18 protein-coding genes are annotated in these 22,834 nt (G+C 33.0%); 13 read left to right on the forward strand and 5 right to left on the reverse strand.

What is annotated here, in order from left to right; all coding sequences use genetic code 11:
* Position 1: 1 nt before the first annotated feature.
* The 3 genes from pilV to dnaB all read right to left on the reverse strand — a co-directional run bounded on the left by pilV (position 2) and on the right by dnaB (position 2,840).
* On the reverse strand, positions 2-625 hold the full coding sequence (gene pilV / locus GKC53_00610) for a type IV pilus modification protein PilV (protein QRN40675.1): 624 nt from the start codon (positions 623-625) through the stop codon (positions 2-4).
* Positions 626-643: 18 nt separating this feature from the next.
* Positions 644-1,348 carry a prepilin-type N-terminal cleavage/methylation domain-containing protein gene (locus GKC53_00615; protein QRN40676.1) on the reverse strand — a complete coding sequence of 235 codons (705 nt, stop codon included), beginning with the start codon at positions 1,346-1,348 and terminating at the stop codon, positions 644-646.
* A gap of 79 nt (positions 1,349-1,427) precedes the next feature.
* On the reverse strand, positions 1,428-2,840 hold the full coding sequence (dnaB, locus tag GKC53_00620) for a replicative DNA helicase (protein ID QRN40677.1): 1,413 nt from the start codon (positions 2,838-2,840) through the stop codon (positions 1,428-1,430).
* 193 nt (positions 2,841-3,033) lie between these two features.
* On the opposite strand from dnaB, the gene purL reads away from it, so the two are divergent.
* Positions 3,034-6,954, forward strand: coding sequence for a phosphoribosylformylglycinamidine synthase (gene purL / locus GKC53_00625; protein ID QRN41803.1), 3,921 nt, complete (start codon positions 3,034-3,036; stop codon positions 6,952-6,954).
* 172 nt (positions 6,955-7,126) lie between these two features.
* Positions 7,127-8,545 (forward strand): type I glutamate--ammonia ligase, encoded by a 1,419-nt coding sequence (gene glnA, locus GKC53_00630; GenBank protein ID QRN40678.1) that lies wholly within the window; start codon positions 7,127-7,129, stop codon positions 8,543-8,545.
* A 29-nt stretch (positions 8,546-8,574) separates the two neighbouring features.
* Here glnA and prmC read toward each other — a convergent pair whose 3' ends face one another.
* Positions 8,575-9,432 (reverse strand): peptide chain release factor N(5)-glutamine methyltransferase, encoded by an 858-nt coding sequence (prmC, locus tag GKC53_00635; GenBank protein ID QRN40679.1) that lies wholly within the window; start codon positions 9,430-9,432, stop codon positions 8,575-8,577.
* A gap of 2 nt (positions 9,433-9,434) precedes the next feature.
* Complete coding sequence (gene murJ, locus GKC53_00640; protein QRN40680.1) at positions 9,435-10,979, reverse strand: murein biosynthesis integral membrane protein MurJ; 1,545 nt, start codon at positions 10,977-10,979, stop codon at positions 9,435-9,437.
* 669 nt (positions 10,980-11,648) lie between these two features.
* On the opposite strand from murJ, the gene GKC53_00645 reads away from it, so the two are divergent.
* From GKC53_00645 to rpsA, 11 genes are all read left to right on the forward strand, one after another.
* Positions 11,649-11,903 (forward strand): Fis family transcriptional regulator, encoded by a 255-nt coding sequence (locus GKC53_00645; GenBank protein QRN40681.1) that lies wholly within the window; start codon positions 11,649-11,651, stop codon positions 11,901-11,903.
* A gap of 6 nt (positions 11,904-11,909) precedes the next feature.
* Positions 11,910-13,493: a bifunctional phosphoribosylaminoimidazolecarboxamide formyltransferase/IMP cyclohydrolase gene (purH, locus tag GKC53_00650; protein QRN40682.1), complete on the forward strand. Its 1,584-nt coding sequence runs from the start codon at positions 11,910-11,912 to the stop codon at positions 13,491-13,493.
* 7 nt (positions 13,494-13,500) lie between these two features.
* Complete coding sequence (gene rfaD, locus GKC53_00655; GenBank protein ID QRN40683.1) at positions 13,501-14,514, forward strand: ADP-glyceromanno-heptose 6-epimerase; 1,014 nt, start codon at positions 13,501-13,503, stop codon at positions 14,512-14,514.
* 18 nt (positions 14,515-14,532) lie between these two features.
* Positions 14,533-15,564 (forward strand): hypothetical protein, encoded by a 1,032-nt coding sequence (locus GKC53_00660; protein ID QRN40684.1) that lies wholly within the window; start codon positions 14,533-14,535, stop codon positions 15,562-15,564.
* A 5-nt stretch (positions 15,565-15,569) separates the two neighbouring features.
* A complete protein-coding gene (locus tag GKC53_00665) occupies positions 15,570-16,373 on the forward strand; it encodes a symmetrical bis(5'-nucleosyl)-tetraphosphatase (GenBank protein ID QRN40685.1) in 804 nt (267 codons plus the stop codon).
* Positions 16,374-16,557: 184 nt separating this feature from the next.
* Complete coding sequence (locus tag GKC53_00670) at positions 16,558-17,868, forward strand: trigger factor (protein QRN40686.1); 1,311 nt, start codon at positions 16,558-16,560, stop codon at positions 17,866-17,868.
* A 92-nt stretch (positions 17,869-17,960) separates the two neighbouring features.
* Positions 17,961-18,578, forward strand: coding sequence for an ATP-dependent Clp endopeptidase proteolytic subunit ClpP (gene clpP / locus GKC53_00675; GenBank protein QRN40687.1), 618 nt, complete (start codon positions 17,961-17,963; stop codon positions 18,576-18,578).
* A 6-nt stretch (positions 18,579-18,584) separates the two neighbouring features.
* Positions 18,585-19,859 carry an ATP-dependent Clp protease ATP-binding subunit ClpX gene (gene clpX, locus GKC53_00680; protein QRN40688.1) on the forward strand — a complete coding sequence of 425 codons (1,275 nt, stop codon included), beginning with the start codon at positions 18,585-18,587 and terminating at the stop codon, positions 19,857-19,859.
* A gap of 115 nt (positions 19,860-19,974) precedes the next feature.
* Positions 19,975-20,301 (forward strand): thioredoxin, encoded by a 327-nt coding sequence (gene trxA / locus GKC53_00685; protein ID QRN40689.1) that lies wholly within the window; start codon positions 19,975-19,977, stop codon positions 20,299-20,301.
* Between the two features lie 58 nt (positions 20,302-20,359).
* Positions 20,360-21,019 (forward strand): (d)CMP kinase, encoded by a 660-nt coding sequence (locus GKC53_00690; GenBank protein ID QRN40690.1) that lies wholly within the window; start codon positions 20,360-20,362, stop codon positions 21,017-21,019.
* Between the two features lie 120 nt (positions 21,020-21,139).
* Positions 21,140-22,816: a 30S ribosomal protein S1 gene (gene rpsA, locus GKC53_00695; GenBank protein QRN40691.1), complete on the forward strand. Its 1,677-nt coding sequence runs from the start codon at positions 21,140-21,142 to the stop codon at positions 22,814-22,816.
* Positions 22,817-22,834 lie beyond the last annotated feature (18 nt).

Below are 22,834 nucleotides of genomic sequence, written 5' to 3' on the forward strand. Positions count from 1 at the left end.
ATTATTCAGTTAAAGGAACCTCGTAAGATAAAATTATTTTATTATCTTTATCTATTACTCCTGAATTATCTAAGTTATTTTGGCTTTCTGTCTTAGTGCGATATTTCCACACAACTTTAATAACCGTTTCTGTACCACCGCGATTACAAGAAAAGTTCCAAGGTAAGTTGCCTTGTATACTGGAATTAGTACACACTTTTAGTTGTATATCATTTGGAGATATACCTTCAATTTGTTTAATTTCCTGGCAAAATTGATTTAATTGTTGATTAGCAAGTTGTTGGTGATTGAGTGAAGAATCTAAATTTATAAAAGGACTGCTACCACGATTATTACAGTTATTAAAATTTTTGTAGTGGTCATAATTTTTTTCAGTAATATAACCTTTGTAAGGGATAAGTTTTAATCTTAGATAAGGGTTAACTGTTAGACCTTGAGCTAAATTATCAACGGCTTGAGATACTTGAGCAATATTTTGAGCCTGTTTGATGCTTCCTAATGAGCGCATTTGCATGCCTAACAAAGCTAAGATACCGAGACCTAATATAAATATTGAAACTACTACCTCAATGAGCATAATCCCAGATTGTTTACGATACTGATGGTTTAGTTGATGTGATTTCATAATGACACCATAAAATAGTTATTCTTTAGGTCGCCAACAAGTACAAATATCTTTTATACTTTTAGGTGTGTTGTTTGACGCGATGTTATTAGGACAACTTCTTGCTCGAGCTAAGTTATCCACCCACAGCACATGACAAATACTGGAATCATAGCGATTACTGACGATAATTCTAGCTTGATAGCCTGAATTGCCAGTAGAGATGTTCGTATAATTGTTAGATACTTTCATTTGTCCACTTGGATAGATAACTAACCCGATTTCTGATATATCAGAAGTAGGTTGGTCAACAGAAGTAAATGTATTAGCACTTAAACTAATTGTTTGAGGTCGTGATTGGCTACCTGGTCTTGCTATTTGTACACTCCTAATTTCTTCAGTTTTATCATATTGACTAATTCTGTTATTTGGGTTACCTAAGTGATCGATAAAAGCGACCATCCCATTCGCATTATCCCAAGATTGTGCCTGCCCATTTAATTTTGCATTTTTTCTAAAATAAGCAGGATAGACGAATGCAACTTGATTTCGACGAGAAGCTTCATTGCGTGTATAGTTGATCAGATCGGCAATATTTTGTGAAATAGAACGAACCTCCTGTTTACGGACAGCGCTTAAGAATGGTGGTATAGACATAGCAACAAATATACCAATAATAATTAATACAACCATCAATTCTATTAGAGTAAATCCACTGTTTCTATGCATGATATACAATCTCATTAATTATTCAAATATTAGTTTAATCCCTTAAAAAAATCATCATTTTAAGATTAATGGTACAAAAATAAGGATAAGTGACTTACTCGATATAATCATAATCTAGCTTACTGGAATTAACGAATTTAGTAAATTCAGTTTGGAATATTAAATAAATAGTTCCTACTGGACCATTTCTATGTTTTCCAATAATGGCTTCTGTCTTCGAGTTAATATTTGATAGTGTAGGGTTCTCATCATCACGATTATAATAAGAATCCCGATACATAAAAATAATTAAATCTGCATCTTGTTCTATTGCACCAGAATCTCGTAGATCAGACATCATTGGTCTTTTATCAGCACGAGACTCCACACCACGAGAAAGTTGGGATAATACAATAATTGGTACACTGATTTCTTTAGCTAGTGTTTTTAGAGATCTTGAAATTTCTCCCAGTTCAATGGTGCGATTATCACTTTTGCCTGAACTACTACTCATCAATTGTATATAGTCAATAACCACAAGGCTTAAATCGGGATGAGCTCTCTTGAGACGACGAATTTTGGCTTTAATTTCTAGTGCGGAAAGCCCGCCTGATTCATCAATAAAAAGAGAAGATGAATTCAGAAGAGGAAAGCCTGTAGTAAATTTATCCCAATCTTGTTCTTGAAGCTGACCTGTTTTAAGTTTAGACAGTTCTATACCAGCCAGTGAACTAATCATTCTAGTAGCTAATTGATGAGCTGGCATTTCCATAGAAAAAATTGCAACTGTTTTTTTTAATTCGGTAGCGACATGTTCGGCAATATTCATTGCAAAAGAAGTTTTACCCATAGAAGGGCGACCTGCTATAACGATTAAATCACCCGCTTGTAAGCCAGATGTTTTTTTATCTAAGTCATAAAATCCAGTCTCTACTCCAGTAATTCCTTGATTAGGAGATCCATACAATGATTCAAGCTGTTTTTGAACAGCTACTAATACTTCTCGGATAGGTATTAATCCTGATTTTGTGCGTTGATTTTGTTCTGCTATATTGAAAACCAATTGTTCGGCTTCATCTAAAAGATCTTTAGACGTTTTAGATGTTGGAGTATATGCCAATGCACTAATTTTTTGTCCTATTTCATATAACTGACGCATAATAGATTTATTTCTGATAATTTCAGCATAATCTTTCACATTAAAAGATGAAGGTGCATTAGATATAATTTCGACTAAGTAAGTTTTACCACCTATTTTTTCTAAATGATCTAATTTAGTGAGTTCTTCAGTTAAGGTAATGAGATCGGCTTTTCGATCATTGTTAATAATACTTGCAATAGTTTGAAATATAATTTGGTGTTGTATATTATAAAAATCACTACTGGATATAACACTGTAAATGTTGTGTTCATGCCATAATTCATTATTAAGTAGGATAGAACCTATAACAGCTTGTTCTGCTTCGGTATTGTGTGGGGGCATGAAGTTTAAATTATCTTCAGATAATGTTTGATCAAATTTTTCCATTATGTAAAAACATTTTTCTCATGTAAATTAAAACTGAATCATTATACAGGTAAATTATTCAAAAATTAATTATTCTTTGAGAGTAACTTTAGTTACTCAAAAGCATTGAGTGTAAGATTATTAGATTCTATAATCTACAATATTTTATTTATCAACATCAATCTAGGAAAATAATTTTATGACAGTTTTAGTCATGCAAGGAGAAGTAGCTCTGCACGATTTTCGCATAAGAAAAATATTAGCAGAAGCAAAATTAAATGAGTTGTCTTTACCATCTGATATAGAAACCAGATACTGGTATTTAGTAAAGGTTAAACATGAGCTTACATCATTAGAAATTGAAAAATTAGAACTCATTCTGCAAGCAAAGTATGCTTCATCAAGCATCCATTTGTTATCACAACCCGGTAGCTTTACCATTTTTCCGAGAATGGGTACCGTTTCTCCTTGGTCTTCTAAGGTGACCGATATTATGCGCAACATCGGCATAAGTAAGGTTATTAGAGTGGAAAGAGGAATTTATTATCATTTTTCAAACTTAGAAAATGATATGTTAAAACATTACTTACCAATCATATCTGACCGTATGACAGAGGATTATTTTACTAACATAAATGAGTTATCTGATTTATTCTCACAACAAAGTCCCCAACCATACCTCGAGATTAATATACTATCAGAAGGAATTAATGCATTAATAAATGCAAATAGAAAATTGGGCTTAGCTTTATCAGAAGAGGAAATAAACTATTTATTTTCAAGTTATCAGCATATTCAAAGAAATCCTACAGACGTTGAACTGATGATGTTTGCTCAAGCAAATTCTGAGCATTGTAGGCATAAAATTTTTAATGCAGATTTTATTTTAAATAATAAAAAAATGCCAAATACTTTATTTTCAATGATTAAAGCAACACATGAAGCAAGTCCACAGGGCACCATTGTTGCTTACAAAGATAATTCATCAGTTATTGAAGGAAGGAATATTAATCGTTTTTATGCCCATCCAGAAGAGAAGTTATATACTATGTATTCTGAAAAGACACATGTATTGATGAAAGTAGAAACACATAATCATCCCACAGCAATTTCTCCATTTGCTGGAGCTTCTACTGGTTCAGGTGGGGAGATTAGGGATGAAGGTGCAACAGGAAGAGGCGCAAAGCCTAAAGCTGGACTATGTGGGTTTTCCGTTTCAAATCTTGCAATTCCCAACCATATACAAAGTTGGGAATATATAAATGCTAATACATTCTACGGAAAACCAAACAGGATTAGTAGTGCTTTGCAAATCATGCTTGAGGCACCTATAGGCGCAGCTTCATTTAACAATGAATTTGGTCGTCCCAATCTACTGGGTTATTTTAGGACATTTGAAGCTTTATTCCAAGGAAAAGTTAGAGGCTATCATAAACCTATTATGGTTTCTGGAGGATTAGGTAATATTCAAGATAAACAGACATTTAAACAAAATATTCCTGAAAATGCACTGTTGATTCAGTTAGGAGGTCCAGGATTTCTAATTGGTTTAGGAGGTGGTGCGGCATCTAGTATGGTCAATGGTACAAATGAAGCTGATTTAGATTTTGATTCTGTACAAAGAGGTAATCCAGAAATTGAACGTAGATGCCAAGAAGTTATTGATAGATGTTGGCAACTAGGGGAAGCGAATCCAATATTAGCTATTCATGATGTTGGTGCGGGAGGTTTATCTAATGCCTTTCCTGAGTTAGTTAATGACGCAAACCGAGGTGCTAATCTTGAATTAAGGAATATTCCTATTGAAGAAAAGGGTATGTCACCCAAAGAAATCTGGTGTAATGAATCACAAGAACGTTATGTTTTAGCCATTTTGGAGGAGAATATATCTGTTTTTGAAAATATTTGTCAAAGAGAACGTTGTCCTTTTTCGGTTATTGGTATTGCTACAGAAAATAAATTATTAAAAGTAACTGATAAATTATTTAATAATCATCCTGTTGATTTATCATTGGATATCTTATTAGGAAAACCACCTAAAATGACTAGAATAGATCAAGATATCACTGTTAAAACAGAAGAATGGTTCGATTTAAAATTATTATCACTTCGAGATGCTTTGTACAAAGTATTAAATCTTCCCTCAGTTGCTAGTAAAAACTTTTTAATTACTATTGGAGATAGGACAGTTGGTGGACTGACTCATAGAGATCAGATGGTCGGACCATATCAAGTTCCAGTAGCTAATTGTGCTGTTACTAATATGGGATTTGAAACACATGTTGGTGAAGTAATGAGTATGGGAGAAAAAAGTTTGTTAGCTTTGGTTGATGGACCGTCTTCCGCACGGATGGCTATAGGGGAATCAATTACTAATCTTATATCTGCTTATATAGGGGATTCTTTATCTAGTATAAAATTATCAGCCAATTGGATGGCATCATGTGGTGAGCCTGGTGAAGATGCAAAATTATACAGAACAGTAGAAGCAACTTCTGAAATATGTCGTAAACTTAATATTTCTATTCCTGTTGGTAAAGATTCTTTATCAATGCAAACCATTTGGGAAGAAAATGGACAGCAAAAATCTGTTGTTTCTCCCGTATCACTTATAATCTCTGCATTTGCTGTTACGGAAGATGTGCGTTTGAGTGTTACACCAGAATTAAAAAATATCCCTGAATCTTCATTGATTTTAATTGATTTAAGTCAATTCCAATCTAGAATTGGAATGTCTGCATTGGCTCAAGTGTATAAAGAATTTACTTCAAAGGTGCCTGATTTTGAATATATTTTAGAAATGAAGTCTATTTTTAAAATAATTCAGAATTTATTAAAAGAGAAAAAAATTCTTGCATTGCATGATCGTTCTGATGGGGGGCTAATAGTTACCTTGATAGAGATGATGTTCACTTCTCGAATCGGTATAGACTTAATCTTAGATAATGTTATTGATAAAGTAATGCAAAATGTTAATTATTCCGTTGATGAAGCAATTATACGTGCCCTCTTTAATGAAGAGTTAGGAATAGTCTTACAATTAAAAAATCAAGATGCAGAGGCGTTATTAGAAGAATTTCAACAAGTTGGTCTGGGTAATTTTATTGTTGAATTAGGAACCATCAGTGATGAAGATAGAATTTTTATCGAGCTAGATGGTGGAGAGTTGCTTAAAGAAAAAAGACAAGATCTTCAGAAAATATGGTCTAATACGTCTTATCAATTGCAATGTTTAAGAGATAATCCTATATGTGCCAAACAAGAATTTGAAACTATTCAAAATAACAACGGTAGATTATATTCAGAAATTAACTTTAATACTGATCATCTACGTGATTTGCCTATTATTAAAAAACATAAAAACCCTAAAGTAGCCATTTTAAGAGAGCAAGGTGTGAATGGTCATGTAGAAATGGCATTTGCTTTTGAGAGAGCAGGTTTCGATACTTATGATATACATATGAGTGATTTATTAGGTAAAAGGGTAAATCTAGGTGATTTTCAGGTTTTAGCAGCTTGTGGTGGGTTTAGTTATGGTGATGTATTAGGTGGAGGGAGAGGTTGGGCAAATACCATTTTGTATCATGATGAGTTAAAAAATCAATTTGAAAATTTTTTTCATCGTTCAGATACTTTAACTTTAGGCGTTTGTAATGGTTGTCAGATGTTGAGCGAATTAAGTGCCATCATTCCTGGGGCTGAATTATGGCCACGTTTCAAAAAAAACTTGTCAGAACAGTATGAGGCACGTTTGGTAATGGTTAATATTGAAAAGTCAAATTCAATTTTCTTAAGTGAAATGTCCAATTCTAGTTTACCAATAGTTGTTAGTCATGGAGAAGGCAGAGCAAGTTTTTCTCATATAGGAGCCGATAATTTAGTTCCTAATGACTTATCTATCGTATTACGTTATGTTAATAGTGATGGTAGTATTAGTGATCATTATCCAATGAATCCTAACGGTTCACCTAATGGAATTGCAGGGATTACCAATCAGGATGGCCGGGTTACTATTATGATGCCACATCCAGAAAGGGTAGTTAGAAGCACACAATTAAGTTGGCATCCTGAGTCATGGGGATACGAATATAGTCCTTGGATACAAATGTTTTTATCTGCAAGAAAGTATTTTTAAAGAAACATCAACACACACAGTAACTAAACTTAAATAAGTGAAAAAAATAATTTAAAAAAAAATATTAAATATTTATATTCCCTTGTTAAGGTATGTGTGGCAGAATACCGAAGGAGCTAAGTGAGTAATTACTCTTAAGGTATATATTTTATTTTTTATTGAGGAACAAAACATGTCGATTGAAAAATTATTGGGACTAATTGATGAGAATAATGCTACATTTGTGGATCTGAGATATACAGATACAAAAGGGAAGCAGCACCATGCAACAATTCCTTCACATGTGATAAAAAAAGATCCTGAGGATTGGCTAGAGGCAGGACAAGCGTTCGATGGCTCTTCAATTGAAGGGTGGAAAGGAATACAAGCATCTGATATGTTATTGATTCCTGATCTTGACACTGTATTTATGGATCCATTTTTTGATGAGCCCACTGTGGCTGTCCATTGTAATATCATAGACCCTGCTAATGGTCAAGGTTATGATAGGGATCCTAGATCGATTGCACGTAGAGCAGAGAATTATCTTAAATCAACAGGAATTGGAGATGCTGCCTATTTTGGTCCAGAGCTAGAATTTTTTATTTTTGATGGCGTAGAGTATGAAACTAACATTTTTGGCTCGCGTTATCAAATTCATTCTGAATCAGGTGTTTGGGCTAATGGTTTAAGCTTGGATGGAATGAATACTGGTCACCGCCCAACAGTAAAGGGAGGGTATGCACCTTTACCTCCGGTAGACTCTGGACAAGACTTTCGTTCGGCATGTAGTCTATTATTAGAAGCGATTGGCATCCCAGTAGAGGTGCATCACCCAGAAGTGGCCACTGGTTCTCAAATGGAAATTGGAACTAAATTTAGTACTTTGGTTACTCGTGCAGATTGGACTCAAATTCAAAAGTATATCATTCGTAATGTAGCGCATAATTTTGGTAAAACTGCTACTTTTATGCCTAAACCAATTTTTGGTGATAACGGTTCGGGAATGCATATTCATCAATCTATTTGGAAAGATGGTACAAATATGTTTGTGGGGAATGGTTATGGTGGATTATCTGAAATAGCTCTCTACTATATAGGTGGTATTATTAAGCATGGTAAGGCTTTAAACGCCATTACCAATCCTAGTACCAATTCTTATAAACGTTTAGTACCTCATTTTGAAGCACCTACTAAATTAGCCTATTCTGCTAAGAATCGTTCTGCTTCGATTAGAATTCCACATGTAGCTTCCAATAAAGGAAGAAGAATTGAAGTTCGTTTCCCAGATCCTATGGCCAATTCTTACTTGGCATTTTCTGCTCTATTGATGGCTGGAATTGATGGTATAAAAAATAAGATTCATCCAGGTGATGCTGTAGATAAAAATTTATATGATTTGCCACCTGAAGAAGCAACTTTAGTACCAACAGTTGCCCAAAGTTTGGAAGAAGCACTTGATTCTTTAAGCAATGACCATGAATTTTTACTTAAAGGTGGAGTCTTTTCTAAAGACTGGGTGGAAAGTTATTTGGAATTAAAACTTCAAGAAGCCAGGAAAATAAGCATAGCCACTCATCCATTAGAGTTTGATATGTATTATTCTCTATAAAGATTGAATTTACTCACAATAGAAGCACATTATTGCAATGTGCTTCCAATCTGTTTTGTCTCTAAATATTTATTTCTTCTAGCAATGGTAATGCGATCGTTATTAGCATAGTCTTTGTATGTTTTTATATCCTGGAAAAGATGATTTTCAAGAATATTTTGAACTGCTTTTGCTTGGTCATAGCCATGTTCTAAACAAAGATAGCCGTGGGGATTTAGAAAATGAATAGCTTCTTTTGCTAATATTCTAAAAGCACTCAAACCATCATTAAAATCAGTTAATGCTACTTGAGGTTCAAATCGTAGATCACCTTGGGTTAAGTGATAGTCATCCTTCTTAATATAAGGAGGATTAGAAACGATAATGTCAAATGTATTTTCTGTAAAATTAGGGTCTAGATTAAACCAAGAACCTAATCCGAAAATTACCTCAGCACCCAATAGATGACTATTTTCTTGTGCAATTTTAATAGCAACTTCGCTAATGTCTGAGGCAAAGATTTCCCAGTTGGGTCGTTCTAATTTTAGAGTAATGGCTATAATACCAGAACCTGTCCCCATATCCCAAACATTCAATTGTTTAGAAGCATCAAAATTTTGTAGTATATAGTCAATTAAATGTTCAGTTTCAGGTCTTGGAATTAGTACATCAGGTGTTGTAACAAATGATCTACTGTAAAATTCTTGTGTACCTAAAATATAGGCTATAGGCTCACCTTGTAGTCTTCGATTTTTTAATTCATTAAGCCTATCCAAATAAAAATTAGGAATAGTTTCATGTAATTTTATGATTAAGTGTGCTGAAGAGTAACCTGTGGCTTGTTTAATAATAATATTGGCCTCTGTGAAATCTAATTGGCTGCTTTGGCGCCATTCATTAAATGTCATACCTATACCTTTTTTATGAAGTCATTCTTTTTAAAACCTAAGAGAAAGAGTGTACTAAAATATACTATGATTCCTATAGTCATCAATATACTTAGTTGTATTACTCGAACGTTAGCACTGATGTCCCATCTTATAGGATAGTAGTTTTGATTGAGTAAAAAATAAAGTACAGATCCCATGACTACTACGGCAATAACAACTTTGAAACTAAATAGTGACCATCCCTTTTGAGGAGTATAATAATTCTTTTTGCGTAGTAGGTAGTATAAAATAAAGCTATTAGCACAAGTGGCTAAGCTAATTGACAGATTAAGACCTACAATACCAAGTTTTAAATAGAGTACAAGAAATAAATTTAAAAGTTGAGTTAACAATAAGATGAAAAATCCTGTTTTCACAGGCGTTGTGTAATCTTGTCTGGAAGTAAACCCAGGTGCTAAAATTTTAACAAAAATAAAACCGGGTATGGCGATACTGTATGACATAACGGCAGGGTATGTCATGTTGGCATCATGAATAGTAAATTGACCATGTTGAAATAACGTCATAATTAAGGGCATAGCTAAAATAGCAAGTCCTACAGCTGCGGGCAGAGCTAAAAGCACAGATAATCTTAATCCCCAATCTAATAAATCAGAAAACTCTTTTTGTTTATTTTGTGCTGAGAATTTTGCTAATGTCGGCAATAAAATAGTACCAAGAGCAACACCTAATAAACCAGAAGGTAACTCCATTAATCGGTCAGAAACATATTGCCAAGTGATACTACCTTCTATCATATAAGATGCATAGTTACTATTAATGACAAAAGAAATTTGTCCGGCAGAGACACCAATAATAATGACCCCCATTGATTTGATAACACGATTAATCACAGGATCATTCCAAGCTAATTTGGTAAGTTTTAAAAAACCTAATTGTGCAATAAAAGGAAGTTGAAATAGTAACTGTATAATGCCAGCTACAAACACTCCCCAAGCAAGAGCAAAAATTGGCTCGGTAAAGAAAGGTGAGATCCAGGTTGCAAATATTATCAGGGATATATTAAGAAATATAGGGGTGATGGCAGGAATAGAAAATTTATTATGAGTATTTAAAATAGCACTAAAAAATGAAGTAAGTGAAATAAAAAAGATGTAAGGAAACATGATTTTTAAAAGATCACTGGCCAGATAAAATTGTTCCGTATCTTTTAAAAACCCACTACCAGCTATTGTAATAAGAAAGGGTGCAACAATAATTCCTATGATAGTAACAATAAATAGAATAAAAGACAGTAATCCACATACCTTTTTTGTAAACTCAACTGTTTCTTCATGAGATTTATTTTTTTTATAGTCACTTAGTATAGGTACAAATGCCTGAGAAAAAGCACCCTCAGCAAAAATACGCCTTAACAGATTAGGGATTCTAAAAGCCAGCCAGAATGCGTCAGTAGTTTTGGTTGCACCAAAATACTGAGTAAGTAACATATCTCTTACAAAGCCAAGGATTCTGGAAAGAAATGTGAAAGTACTAACAGAAATAAATGATTTGACCAGATTCATAAACAATGAATTTAATAATTCTGAATGTACGTTATGATACCGAGTTTATAAAAAAAGTAAATGGTGTATTTGTCTCAAAAACATTTGAGACAAGTAGGATATTTTTTTTTTACATTTCACTGGTAAAAAATTATTTCTGATAGGGAATATTTGGGTAGGAATAAATGATTCTTTTTAATTGAAGGATATTTTCTAAATATATAAATGATCCTTTTAGGAAAATTATTGGATGTTTAGCACTAGTTGATATTTTAAAATGAGTAGTATTGATGCTAAGTTTATGACCTATCGATAGGACTTAAGTTAGTCTATTTAATTTAGAGAAGCAATAAAAAAATATCCATTCCTGTTTGGATTAATGTTAATTTAATGTTAATTCTAATATTTATAGAATAAGTACTGAAAATCATATTGCCATTTGATTTGATTTCAAGGACAATAAAAAACGTTTATATGTACGTTATTGGTTCTTACTGGAGAAGGTAGCAAGAAAACATATCAATATAGTATCTGAAAATTTAACAAATGATAGAGCGAACAAAAATCAATTATTTGCTTTAGGCCGATTTAACTCAAAGGTTTGATTACTTTTAGGTTCAATAATTTAAGCAAAAAAGAAAGATGACTGTATCCATCGTTCTATTTATCTATTTAAGGTTTAGGTGGATTATGACTGAGCAAAAGAAATGTATTACAATTAGCCAATGTATTGAAGACAATATTACGATTTATTTTGATGAGCTGGAGGGTGAACAACCAACTGGTGTCTATGATATGGTGATGAGCCAAGTAGAAAAATCATTAATTGATCTTATATTAGAAAAATGTAGTGGAAACCAAACGAAAGCAGCGAAAATGTTGGGTATTAGTCGTAACTCTTTAAGAGTCAAAATTAAGAAATATAATTTGAACGTGAAGGGTTGATAAATTATGAACCCAGTAGCACGTGCTTTGATTAGCGTTTCTGATAAGACAGGTGTAGTGACATTTGCTCAAGAATTAGAGGAGTTGGGCATAGAGATTATTTCAACAGGTGGAACAGCAAAACTACTTGCGGATGCAGGTATAAAAATCATTGAAATATCTGATTATACTGGATTTCCGGAGATGTTGGACGGTCGAGTAAAAACCCTACATCCGAGAGTTCATGGAGGCATTTTAGCAAGAAGAGACTCTAAAGAGCATATGGATACAATCTCTAATTATAATATTGGAACCATAGATTTAGTATGCGTTAATTTATATCCTTTTAAAGAAACTATTGAAAAGAAAGCTTGTACGTTAGAAGATGCCATTGAAAATATTGATATTGGTGGGCCAACAATGATTCGTTCAGCAGCCAAAAATTGGCAATCTGTGGCAATAGTGACTGATACTGATGATTATTCTAAAATTATTCAAGAATTAAAGTCATCCAATAAATGTCAATTAAGTAAACAAACACTTTTTACGCTGTCTGCTAAGGCGTTTTCTCATACTGCTCAATATGATGGATTAATAAGTAACTATTTAACCTCAGTTAATTTGGAAAAGCTATCAGGAGAACCCTATCTAGAATTATTTCCACAACAATTAAACCAGCAATGGATAAAAGTACAAGATTTACGCTATGGAGAAAATCCTCATCAAAAAGCTGCTTTTTATCGGGATATTCAACCTTTAGCTGGTAGTTTATCATCTTATCAACAATTGCAGGGAAAAGAGCTTTCATATAATAACTTGGTGGATTCAGATACAGCATGGGAAGCTGTTAAAGTATTTGATGAACCTGCTTGTGTGATTGTAAAACATGCCAATCCTTGTGGGGTGGCAATAGCAACTGATAGCCTGTCTGCCTATTTAGCAGCGTATGAAACTGATAAAACTAGTGCATTTGGAGGTATTATTGCTTTTAATCGTAGAGTAGATGCAAAGACAGTAGAAACTATTTTAGCCAACCAGTTTATGGAATTATTAATCGCACCTGACTTTGAGGTAAAGGCATTGGAATTAATGACGGTTAAAAAAAATGTCCGAGTATTAAAGATTCCATTAGAGCACAAATATAATCACTATGAAATAAAACGAATTAGTGGAGGGGTGTTAGTACAAACTCCAGATATTCACTTACTTTCAAAAGATGATTTCAAGGTAGTATCAAAATGTCAACCGAGTAATTCGCAATTGAAAGATTTATTATTTTTATGGAAAGTAGTTCAATTTGTAAAATCCAATGCAGTAGTGTTTGGAAAAGACGGTAGAACCTATGGTGTGGGTGCAGGTCAGATGAGTCGGGTGGATTCCACTTGGATTGCACAACGTAAGGCTAAAGAAGCAGGTTTTGATTTAACTAATGCTGTTGCAGCTTCAGATGCTTTTTTTCCTTTTAGAGATGGAATAGATGTCATTGCAGAACAAGGAATTAAAGCAGTTATTCATCCTGGAGGTTCTATGCGAGATGGAGAAGTTATTCAAGCAGCTGATGAACACAATATGGTAATGGTATTAACAGGCATTAGACATTTTAGACACTAGGGAGATTATGACTTATTATTATGTTGTGACAGGAGCAGCAGGATTGATAGGCAGTAATATTATTAGTGCTCTCAATAAAAGGGGCATTGAAAATATTATTGCGGTTGATGATTTAACAGAAGGTAATAAATTTCTGAATATTGTTGATAGTAATATAGCATACTACTATGATAAAGCAGAGTTTATACAGTATGTTTGTAAACATCGTTTGAGTGATTTTAAAATATTGGCAATATTCCATGAAGGTGCTTGTTCTGACACGATGAATCATGACGGTCGATTCATGATGTCGAATAATTATCAATATACTGTTGACTTATTTCATTGGGCTCAAGATAAAAAAATTCCTTTCTTGTATGCATCAAGTGCAGCAGTGTATGGTAAGGGAACAATATTTAGAGAATCTAGAGAATATGAAAGTCCTTTAAATGTTTATGGATATTCTAAATTTTTATTTGACCAGTATTTGAGAGGCTATTTAAAAAATAAAAAGTTAAAATCCCAAGTGGTTGGTTTTCGTTACTTCAATGTATATGGTTTGCATGAACAACATAAGGGTCGTATGGCATCAGTTGCTTTTCATCACTTCAACCAGTTTAATAAAAAGGGTTATGTGGAATTGTTTGGTGGGTATGATGGTTATGAAAATGGAGAGCAAAAGAGAGATTTTATATCTGTAGAAGATGTTGTTAAAGTAAATTTGTATTTCTTGAATAATCCTAATAAATCAGGAATTTATAATTTAGGTACTGGAAACAGTGAATCGTTTAATGAATTAGCTAAAGTCACAGTGAATACTATTCGTCAATCTCAAAATAAAGAGAAATTATCTCTAGATGAAATGGTAGAGCAAGGCTTGATTCGTTATATCGATTTTCCCAATAATTTAAAAGGAAAGTATCAAAGTTTTACTCAGGCAGATATAAGTCAATTACGTCAATCAGGTTATCATGATGATTTTTTGTCATTGGAAGAAGGTGTATCTCGATATATGAATCAATTATTAAAACAAAACAACTAAGAAATAGGGAGATATACTGTGTTAAGAATAATAGGGTTATTCTTATTAAGCGGATTGACAATATCTTGTACCACTGTTGAGATGGACAATACACCTGCAATCAATGCTACACTTCAGGCAGATTATCATGGATTTGATTACCAAGGTAATTATGTGTGGGCAGGTGCTATGAATCTGGCTTGGACAGAAATGAGTGAGCATGTGATAGGGGCACCGATTCAGGTAAGATCTAATCTTCAACAAGTTCAAAATAGGGTCAACTCTTATAATCATCCAGTTTTTACTAGAAATGATATTAGTGTTGATAGTTTCTATATTAAGAGTGGTTATGGACAAAAGACCATTAACTTAATCAATCGAGAGGTAAAACAAAAATTTCCTCAAAAAAGTCTTCCTGATTTGAAAATTAATTTAGGGGATAAAGATATTATTAGTTATGCTTATTTACTAAAAGAGGTGCAATACAAAACACCTTTCTCAGTTTCTACTCTTAATTTTAATGGGCAAACAGTACAAGCTTTTTCTGCAACAAACACAAAAATGAGGAATAATATTCAAATTTTACAGTATGATAATGATGATCGATTTGTTTTGGAATTGAAGCTTAAAGATGTAAAAGATAAGCTTTTTTTGGTTAAAGGCTATGAAAATACTTCAGCTAAGGAGATTATTCAACTTATTGATAATAATATCGGTAGTTCTGAGAAACTTAATAGTAGAGATGAATTTAAAGCACCTAAATTAGTTTTAGATGTGAGTCACCAACATCAGGACTTTATTAATCTGCCAATTACAAATACTGGATTTGAAAACTATGTCATTAGTACTATGATAGAAAATATTAAATTTAATATGGATGAGATAGGCGCTAAAGTTGAAAATGAAGCTTATATTGGATTTACAAGTTCGGCTTCATCAGTAGTGAATACACCTAAAAGACTTATTTTAGACAAACCTTATTGGATTATAATGAAGGATTCACAAGGACAGTCACCTTATTTTATTCTTGGGGTAAAAAATAGTAAGTTAATGCAAAAAATTGGAAAGTAAAATAAATGGCACACTATGTAGTAGGGGATGTTCATGGTTGCTATACTATTTTGAATGATTTATTGAAATTAATTAATTTTAATTACGGTAAAGACAGCCTTTGGTTTACGGGAGACGTCATCAATCGTGGATCTGAATCTTTGCAAACCATGCGTTTTATTAAAAAACATGATGACTGCATGCAAATGGTTTTAGGAAATCATGATATACATTTATTGTATCTGGATACGGTAAGATCTTGTCCTAATAAGAAAAAGGATACCCTTGCCCCTATTTTAGAAGCGTCTGACTCAAAACAACTTATTGACTGGTTAAGACAACAACCTTTGTATTTGCAAAATGAACATTATATTGTTGTGCATGCAGGGGTTTTTCCTGAGTGGTCTATAGAGGATATGAAACAAAATGGTGATGAACTATCTGATTGGTTACGAGGAGAGCATTATGTAAATCTTTTAAATAATATTTACGGAGATTTACCTGATGAATATTCAAAAGATTTACATGGTTTTGAGAGATTAAGATTTAATATGAATGTTTTTACACGTATGAGGGCTCTTTATCGATGGAATAAAAAGCTGGATTTTAAATTTAAATCTTCTCTGAATGATATGCCGTTTTACTTGAAAGCATGGTTTGATTTTGATAATCAACATTTATCAGACAAAAAGATTTTATTTGGTCACTGGTCTACTATTGGACTTAATGATGCTGACTATGCGATTTGTTTAGATACAGGGGCAGTATGGGGGGGGCGGTTAACTGCTTATGATATGGATACTGGTGAAACTTTCAGTGTACCAAATTAGTGTATCAAATTATTTTGTTATTGATTCTTTCTTTTAAAAAATAAAATTATGTTACAATAGTCGATTAAAATTTTATGATATTATCTGTCAGATAATTGAAATGTTTAGGTAATCAGTGATTTAAAGTAACAATTTTTAGATTCTTAACAATTTATAAATAATTATAGTTAGTGGAAGGTTTATAATGGCTGTTGAAATTGAAACGTTAGATGGATTAGAAAGAAAGCTAATTTTATCTTTAGCATGGGAAGAAATCAATAAAGAAGTCACCATTCGTTTAAAGGACACTCAAAAAAGGGTTCGGTTGGATGGGTTTCGTCCTGGGAAGACACCATTGAAAATGATTCAAAATATGTATGGGCAATCCATTCAAAATGACGTTTTAAATGATAAGGCCTTTAAAAATTTCTATAAAATTGTTAATGATGAAAAAATTGCCTTAGCAGGATTAAAGAAATTAGAAGCTTTACCACAAGACAATGATAAAGCAGTGATTAAGGTAGCAGCTTTTTTTGAGGTAATTCCCGAAAGTATTGAATTGGGGGATTTGTCTAAAAAAGAATTAAATAAAGTTGTTTGTGAAGTCACTGATGAAGATGTGGAAAAAACATTAAAAGTATTACAAAAACAAAGGGTAAAATATGAATCTGTCACTCGTGCTGCACAAGAGACTGATAGGGCTACCATAGATTTTACTGGAAAAATTGATGGTGAAGTATTTGAGGGAGGTTCTGCTAAGGACTATTCAATTATTCTGGGTTCTGGTCAAATGTTACCTGAATTTGAAAAAGCGATTATCAATTTAAAACCTGGTGAGTCTAAGGATAATATAGAAATTAATTTTCCTGAAAATTATCATGGTAAAGATGTAGCGGGGAAAAAAGCCATATTTACTATTGTGCTAAAGAAACTAGAAGAAGAGATCTTGCCGGTTTTGGATCAGGAATTTGCTAGATCACTTGGAATTGAGAATGGCGATGTGGTGAAAATGAAAGAAGAAATCAAAATAAATCTAGTTCGTGAAGTTGCAAGGCGAGTTGCTTTGGTCAATAAGGAGGCGGTTATTGCCTTATTATTAGATGCTGCAAGTTTTGATGTACCTAAAGTAATGGTGGAACGTGAGGTGTCTAGATTACAAAAGCAAGCTCAGCAAAATTTCTTGAATCAAGGAGTGAGTAAAGAAAATATTCCAGAACTTCCGGAAGATTTGTTTAAGGAAAAAGCAGAGAAGTCAGTGAAGATTGGTTTAATTTTAAATCAAATAATGGATAAAGAGTCATTAGTAGCAACTAAAGAGCAAGTGAAGGCAGTAATAGAAGATATAGCTCAGAATTATGAAGATCCAGAGGAAGTATTACGCTATTATATGAATAATAAGGATGAGTATGCTAATGCACAATCAATGGCAACCGAGAAAAATATTGTTGATTTTGTACTGGCAAAGGTGAAAACAAAAGATATTAAACAAAGTTTTGATGAACTGATGAAAGTATAATTTTATTTAAATTGATGACTTGTTTTATAGTATTATCAAAGCTTAGATACGATTGTATTTAAGCTTTTTATGTTTTAGGAGAGAAACAAAACATGATAACAGCAAACTATTTAGTTCCTACTGTAATTGAACAAACTGGTAGGGGTGAAAGAGCTTTTGATTTATATTCAAGATTATTAAAAGATAGAATTATTTTTCTAGTTGGCCCTGTTGATGATACCATGGCCAACTTGATTGTTGCACAGCTATTATTTTTGGAAAGTGAAGATCCGAATAAAGATATTTATTTATATGTGAATTCTCCAGGAGGATCAATTACTGCGGGTATGGCAATTTATGATACTATGAATTATATTAACCCAGAGGTATCTACTATTTGTACTGGTATGGCTGCTAGTATGGGGGCTTTTTTGCTTTCTTCTGGGGTTAAGGGGAAAAGATTAGCCTTACCTAATAGTCGTATTATGATTCATCAACCATTAATTAGTGGGGGATTATCTGGTCAAGCATCAGATATTGAAATTCATGCGAAGGAATTGATTAAAACAAAACAAATTATGAATAAGCTATTAGCAAAAAATTGTGGTAGGTCGGTAGAAGAAGTAGAAAAAGACACAGATAGAGATAATTTTTTGTCGGCGGCAGAAGCACAAAACTATGGCTTAATTGATCGAGTAGTTACTTATAGATCTGATGTAAAAGGGAAATAAATAATTATGACAAAAGAAATCAACTGTTGTGACTTCTGTGGTAGAAGCGTAGATGAAGTAAATACTTTAATTCAAGGAAAGAATGCCTGTATTTGTGATTCATGCATAAGGGAAAGTATTCATTATTTGGAACTACAAGAATCCTCAGATAGAGAAAGTTCTCAATCAGATACTAAATTTAATTTACCTACACCACAGGAGATTGTAGATAATTTGAATGGCTATGTTATTGGGCAAGAAGATGCAAAAAAATCTTTAGCAGTAGCTGTCTATAATCACTATAAGAGGTTAAAAAATAAAGATAAAATAGATGAAAATACGGTTGAAATTAGCAAAAGTAATATTCTATTAATTGGGTCAACAGGGTCTGGAAAAACTTTGTTAGCACAGTCATTAGCCAGAAAATTGGATGTACCTTTTGTAATTGCGGATGCTACTACTTTAACAGAAGCAGGTTATGTAGGAGAAGATGTTGAGCAAATTATTACTAAATTGTTAAATACATGTAATTTTGATATTGAAAGTGCACAGGGAGGAATTATTTATATTGATGAAATTGATAAGATAGCTCGTAAAAGTGAAAATCCTTCTATTACTCGTGACGTATCTGGTGAAGGTGTTCAGCAAGCATTGTTAAAAATTATAGAAGGAACTGTTGCATCTGTTCCGCCTCAAGGCGGACGTAAACATCCTAATCAGGAATTCTTGAATGTAGATACTTCTAATATTTTGTTTATTTGTGGGGGTGCTTTTGACGGTTTAGAGAAAATTATTCAAAAAAGATCTGAACCAGGTGGTATTGGATTTGGTGCTAAACTCTCGAATAAAGATGAGAAAGATATTTCTAGCTTACTAAAGCAAGTGGAACCTGATGACTTAACACGTTTTGGTTTAATTCCCGAGTTAATTGGACGTCTGCCTGTCATTTCTACTTTGGAAGAATTAGATGAAGAAGCTTTGATACGTATTTTGACAGAACCCAAAAATGCTATTCTAAAACAATATCAAGCCTTGCTGGAAATGGAGGGAGTAGGCTTGAAAATCATGCCTTCTGCTTTAAGAAGTATAGCAAGAGAAGCTAAAGATAAAAAAACAGGAGCTAGAGGTCTGCGTTCCATAATGGAAAAATTACTTTTAGATGTTATGTATGAGGTACCTCAAGATAAGACCATAAAGCAAGTTGTCATAACTAAAGAAAATGTAGAGAAAGGTACCAAACCAGAATATATTAGGGAAGAAAATCTTAAGAATGAAAAATCTAAAAAAAAGAAAGTTTCATGAAATAAAAAATAAACTATCTTTTTAATAAATTTTTATTATCAACTTATTAAAAAAATTTGGTTACAATCGCGGTGGTATTTTATTTTTTTTTAAAGTTTAATTAGGAGGAAAAGGCATGAGTGAGGGGGTTATCAATACTACAGATCAGGATTTTGAGATAGATGTTTTAAAATCAGATATTCCTGTATTAGTTGATTTTTGGGCACCGTGGTGTGGTCCGTGTCGTATGGTAGCACCTGTTTTAGAAGATATATCTAAAGAGTATGCGGGTAAAATAAAAGTTGTTAAGTTGGATGTAGAACAAAATCAACAGGTTGCATCTAAATTAGGTATTAGAAATATTCCCACAATGAAAATTTATAAAAGTGGTGAAGAGGTGGCTACTAGAGTTGGTGCATTAGGCAAACCTCAGTTAGTTGCATTTATTGATGCTTCTATTTAATTTTTTTTATTATTAAAATAAATGGATAATAGTTGATGGTGGCTATTATTTTCTTATTATGACCACACAAATAATCACGATTGATGGACCTGTTGCCTCTGGGAAGGGAACGGTTGCCAGTTTAGTAGCAGATGAGTTGGGGTGGTGTCATTTAGATTCCGGAGCATTGTATCGTTCAATCGCTTTAGCAGCTAAAGATAGTCATATATCTTTTAATGATAGGGGTTCTTTAGTTGAATTGGCTCAAAAAATATCAATTGAATTCATAGGTAACGAAGTATATTTGGATTCAAAGAAGGTTACAAAAAGTATCAGGGAAGAAGAAATAGGTTTGATCGCTTCACAAATTGCAGTTTTTCCTAACTTGAGACAAGCCTTATTAGAACGACAAAAACAATTTGCAAAGGCTGGTAATTTAGTAGCAGATGGAAGAGATATGGGATCAGTCGTTTTTCCTGATGCACTGTTAAAGATCTATTTAACGGCTTCTGCAGAGGAAAGAGCTAAAAGACGATCAATGCAACTTGGTTTGGCAGCTGATTCTGATGAATATCAGCAAATTTATCAGGACATATTACAAAGAGATGATAGAGATAAAAACCGGGCGGTTGCACCATTAAAACCAGCATATGGAGCTAGAATTATTGATTCTTCTACATTAAGTATTGATGAAACAGTAAAACAAATTATAAATTGGTATCAAGAATTAATTAGTTGAGTTATAATGTAGGACTTATAATATTGATTTATATAAATTTAACACATATTCACTAAGCCAAGGTAGTGAATTTTATTAATTGACACAAAAGCATTCTTGGCGGTGCTTGAGATTAATTACATGGAAAATTTTGCAGAGTTACTAGAAGAATATTCATCAAGTCAAGATATGGCGGTAGGCGAAGTGATTACCGCTGAAGTTATTGGTATAAGTAATAATACCATTATAGTTAATGCAGGCTTAAAATCAGAGGCTTGGATTGACATTAATGAATTTAAAGATATTAATGGCGAACTTGAAGTAAAAGTTGGTGATTTCGTAACTGTTACTATTGAATCAATTGAAAATGGATTTGGTGAGACTAAACTATCTAGAGAGAAAGCTAAAAGAGTAGCTGACTGGATTGTACTTGAAGATGCATTGGAACAAGGTACGGTTTTATCTGGTGTTATTAATGGAAAGGTAAAAGGTGGTTTAACAGTGATGGTTAATAGTATACGTGCCTTTTTGCCAGGTTCTCTAGTAGATATTCATCCAATTAAAGATACATCTTCTTATGAAGGTAAAGAGATAGAATTCAAAGTAATTAAATTGGATAAAAAACGTAATAATGTGGTTGTTTCTCGTCGTGCAGTACTAGAAGAAACATTAGGTGAGGAAAGAGAAGCATTATTAGAAAACTTAAAAGAAGGTGCTGTGGTTAAAGGAATTGTCAAAAATATCACAGATTATGGTGCATTCGTTGATTTGGGTGGTATCGATGGTTTGTTACATATTACTGACTTGGCTTGGGGAAGAGTTAAACATCCAAGTGAGTTATTAGAAGTAGGTAAAGAAATTGAATCTAAAGTCCTTAAATTTGACGAAGAAAAGAATAGAGTCTCTTTAGGTTTAAAACAGTTAGAAGATGATCCTTGGGAAGGTTTATCTAGAGTTTATCCAACAGGTACTAGGCTATATGGTAAAGTTTCTAACTTAACTGATTATGGTGCTTTTGTTGAAATCGAAAGAGGCATAGAAGGCTTAGTTCATGTTTCTGAAATGGATTGGACTAATAAAAATGTTCATCCGAGTAAAGTGGTACAACTAGGTGATGAAGTTCAAGTTATGATCTTAGATGTTGATGAAGAACGTCGTCGTATTAGTTTAGGAATGAAACAGTGTCTGCCTAATCCTTGGGAAGATTTTGACGCTAACTATCAAAAAGGTGATAAATTAACAGGGGCAATAAAATCTATTACAGATTTTGGTATTTTTGTCGGTTTGCCAGGCGGTATTGATGGTTTAGTCCATTTATTAGATTTATCATGGAATGAGCCAGGTGAGGAAGTTATCCGAAAATACAAAAAAGGTGATCAGATTGAAACAGTTATTTTATCCATTGATACTACTAAAGAAAGAATTTCATTGGGTGTTAAACAATTAGAAGGAGATCCCTTTGGTAATTACATAGATTCTCATGACAAGGGTAGCGTGGTTAAGGGAATAGTAAAATCTGTTGAAGCCAAATTAGCTATTGTTGAATTGGACACTGATGTTGAAGGACAGTTACGTGCTTCAGAAATTTTAACAGATAAGGTTGAAGATGCAAGAAATCATTTGAAGGAAGGTGATGAAGTTGAAGCCATGATTGTTAGCATTGACCGTAAGAATCGTGTTATTCATTTATCTGTTAAAGCTAATATTGAAAAAGAGCAATCTGACGTATTGGTCTCAGTTAATCGTAGCAATGTGAATACTGGTACCACAAGTTTGGGTGACCTATTAAAAGAAAAACTTTCTGAAACTGAAGATTAAGTATCATTAGAAAAGGAA

It is taken from the genome of Neisseriaceae bacterium (genome assembly GCA_016864895.1).
In the GTDB taxonomy this organism is placed as follows: Bacteria; Pseudomonadota; Gammaproteobacteria; order Burkholderiales; family Neisseriaceae; genus QFNR01.